The organism is Mesorhizobium sp. P5_C1 (genome assembly GCF_054049815.1).
Genome location: NZ_JBFULQ010000629.1, coordinates 1 through 2,887, shown reverse-complemented (window position 1 = coordinate 2,887; position 2,887 = coordinate 1). Strand labels below are relative to the sequence as shown.

Below are 2,887 nucleotides of genomic sequence, written 5' to 3'. Positions count from 1 at the left end.
GTGCCGAAGGAGAAGAATTCGGCCGTAGCGGCGATGACATGGGCGCGGATCGCCGCGCGGGGGAGTTCAATCATGGTTCCAGTCAGATAGTCGATCTTGACGCCGGTTTCCTGCATGACGCTTTTGGCGACGGCATCGATGCGCGCCTTGACGTAGTCGAGTTCTTTCACCAGGCCGACCAGCGGCACCATGATTTCGGGAACGACAAGTGCGCCGGCCTTCTTGCCCGCCTCGACTGCGGCCTCGAAAATGGCGCGCGCCTGCATCTCGGCGATCTCGGGGTACGAAACCGCAAGCCGGCAGCCGCGATGGCCGAGCATCGGGTTGAATTCATGCAGCGCGTCGGTGCGCTGGCGGAGCTTGTCGGGCGACACCTTCATGGCGGCGGCAACCTCGGCCACCTCCTCCTCGGTCTTCGGCAGGAATTCGTGCAGCGGCGGATCGAGCAGGCGGATCGTCACCGGCAGGCCGGCCATGATCTCGAACAGTTCGAGGAAATCCGAGCGCTGCATCGGCAGCAGCTTGCCGAGTGCCGTGCGCCGGTCCTTCTCGGTGTCGGCCAGGATCATCTCGCGCATGGCAACGATGCGATCGCCATCGAAGAACATGTGCTCGGTACGGCAAAGCCCGATGCCTTCGGCGCCGAAGGAGCGCGCCATGCGCGCATCGAGCGGCGTTTCGGCATTGGTGCGCACCTTCATGCGGCGAACGGCGTCCGCCCACTCCATGATGGCGGCGAAATCGCCGGACAGTTCCGGCTGTAGCATCGGCACGGCACCCTTCAGCACCTGGCCATTGCCGCCGTCGATGGTGACGATGTCGCCCTTGCGGAAGGTCGCCCCCATCGCCATCAGCGTGCCGGCCTTGTAGTCGACGCGCAGTGAGCCTGCGCCAGACACACAGGGTTTGCCCATGCCGCGGGCGACGACCGCGGCATGGCTGGTCATGCCGCCGCGCGTGGTCAGGATGCCCTCGGCCGCATGCATGCCGTGAATGTCTTCAGGACTGGTTTCGATGCGCACCAGGATCGCCTTGCGGCCTTGCGTCTTCAGCTCCTCGGCGTCAGCAGAGGAGAAGACGATCTCGCCGGTGGCGGCACCGGGAGAGGCAGGCAGCCCGACGCCGATGACGTCGCGCGCTGCCTTGGGATCGATGGTCGGGTGCAGCAGCTGGTCTAGCGAGGCCGGATCGATGCGGGCGACCGCCTCTTCCTTGGTAATCAGCTTGTCCCTTGCCATTTCGACGGCGATCTTCAACGCCGCCTTGGCAGTGCGCTTGCCGGAACGGGTCTGCAGCATCCACAATTTGCCGCGCTCGATGGTGAATTCGAGGTCCTGCATGTCGCGGTAGTGCTTCTCCAGACTATCGGAGATGGTGACGAAGGACTGAAACGCGTCCGGCATCAGCTTCTGCAAGGACGGCTTGTCCGATCCGGCGGCAATGCGCGCCGCCTCGGTGATGTTCTGGGGCGTGCGGATGCCGGCAACGACGTCCTCGCCCTGCGCGTTGACCAGGAACTCGCCATAGAGCATCTTTTCGCCGGTCGAGGGATTGCGGGTGAAGGCAACGCCGGTGGCCGAGGTTTCGCCCATATTGCCGAACACCATGGCCTGGACGTTGACCGCCGTGCCCCAGCTTTCGGGGATGTCGTGCAGGCGCCGGTAAGTGATGGCGCGGTTGTTCATCCAGCTCGAAAACACCGCGCCGATGGCGCCCCAGAGCTGCTCATGCGGAACCTGCGGAAACGGCTTGCCGAGTTCTTCCTCGACCTTGGCCTTATAGAGCGCGATGACGCCTTGCCATTCGAGAGCCGTCAGTTCGGTGTCGAGCTCATAGCCGAGTCCGCCCTTCTGGTCTTCGAGGATTTCCTCGAACACCTCATGGTCGAGACCCATCACGACATCGGAATACATCTGGATGAAGCGACGGTAGCTGTCATAGGCAAAGCGCGCGTCGCCCGAATCGGCGGCCAGCGCCTCGACCGTCTCGTCGTTCAGCCCGAGATTGAGCACGGTATCCATCATGCCGGGCATCGAGGCGCGGGCACCGGAACGCACCGAGACCAGCAGCAGTTTCGACGGATCGCCGAACCGGCGGCCAGTCAGCCGTCCGATGTGATCGAGCGCGACCGCGACATCCGTTTCCAACCCTGCCGGATAGGTGCGGCCATTGGCGTAGTAAGCGTTGCAGACCTCGGTGGTGATGGTGAACCCGGGCGGCACCGGCAGGCCCAGGCTGCACATCTCGGCCAGATTGGCGCCCTTGCCACCCAGCAGATTCCTGTCGCCGGCACGGCCTTCCGCCGCACCATCGCCAAAGGTGAAAACCCATTTGGTCATGCTTTGCTCTCCGGTTGCAGGAGATTGGAAAGATTGGCGAAACGGAAAGTTCCGCCGTGTCCGACTGTGGAGCGATATGATGCTGCAGTGCGAAACGCAAGGCGTCGGCAAAGTTGTGCGGCCGCTACAATCGATTAAGCAAAAGCTCTGTCCAAGGATGCGGCAAAAAGACTTGCCATTCCGGAGCTTTTGGAATAGAACATAACAGGAACAAAGGTGCGCCATGAAACTACACGGAAAACTCGATTACCTGGAAATGCCGGCGACCGGCGGAACGCTGGACCGGCTCAAGGCTTTCTACAGCGCTGCCTTTGCCTGGTCGTTCACCGACTATGGACCGACCTACTCAGCCTTTGCCGAGGGGTTGGACGGAGGCTTCCAGGCCGACGCGGCGGAAGCCCCCGCCAAGCCGCTGCCCGTGCTCTACAGTAGGGATCTGGAAGCGACACTCGACGCCGTCGAAAGTGCCGGCGGCATGATCGTCAAGCCGATCTTCTCGTTCCCCGGCGGCCGGCGCTTTCACTTTGTCGATCCGGCCGGAAACGAGA

Annotated in this window: 2 protein-coding genes; one reads left to right on the top strand and one right to left on the bottom strand. The window is 62.9% G+C overall.

Annotated features, from left to right (window positions below):
- The coding region (gene ppdK / locus ACXJ7R_RS29075) for a pyruvate, phosphate dikinase (RefSeq protein WP_457154843.1) at nt 1-2,339 on the bottom strand (2,339 nt) is incomplete at its 3' end.
- 223 nt (nt 2,340-2,562) lie between these two features.
- Here ppdK and ACXJ7R_RS29070 point away from each other — a divergent pair.
- A partial coding sequence (locus ACXJ7R_RS29070) for a VOC family protein (protein WP_457154842.1) occupies nt 2,563-2,887 on the top strand: 325 nt, incomplete at its 3' end.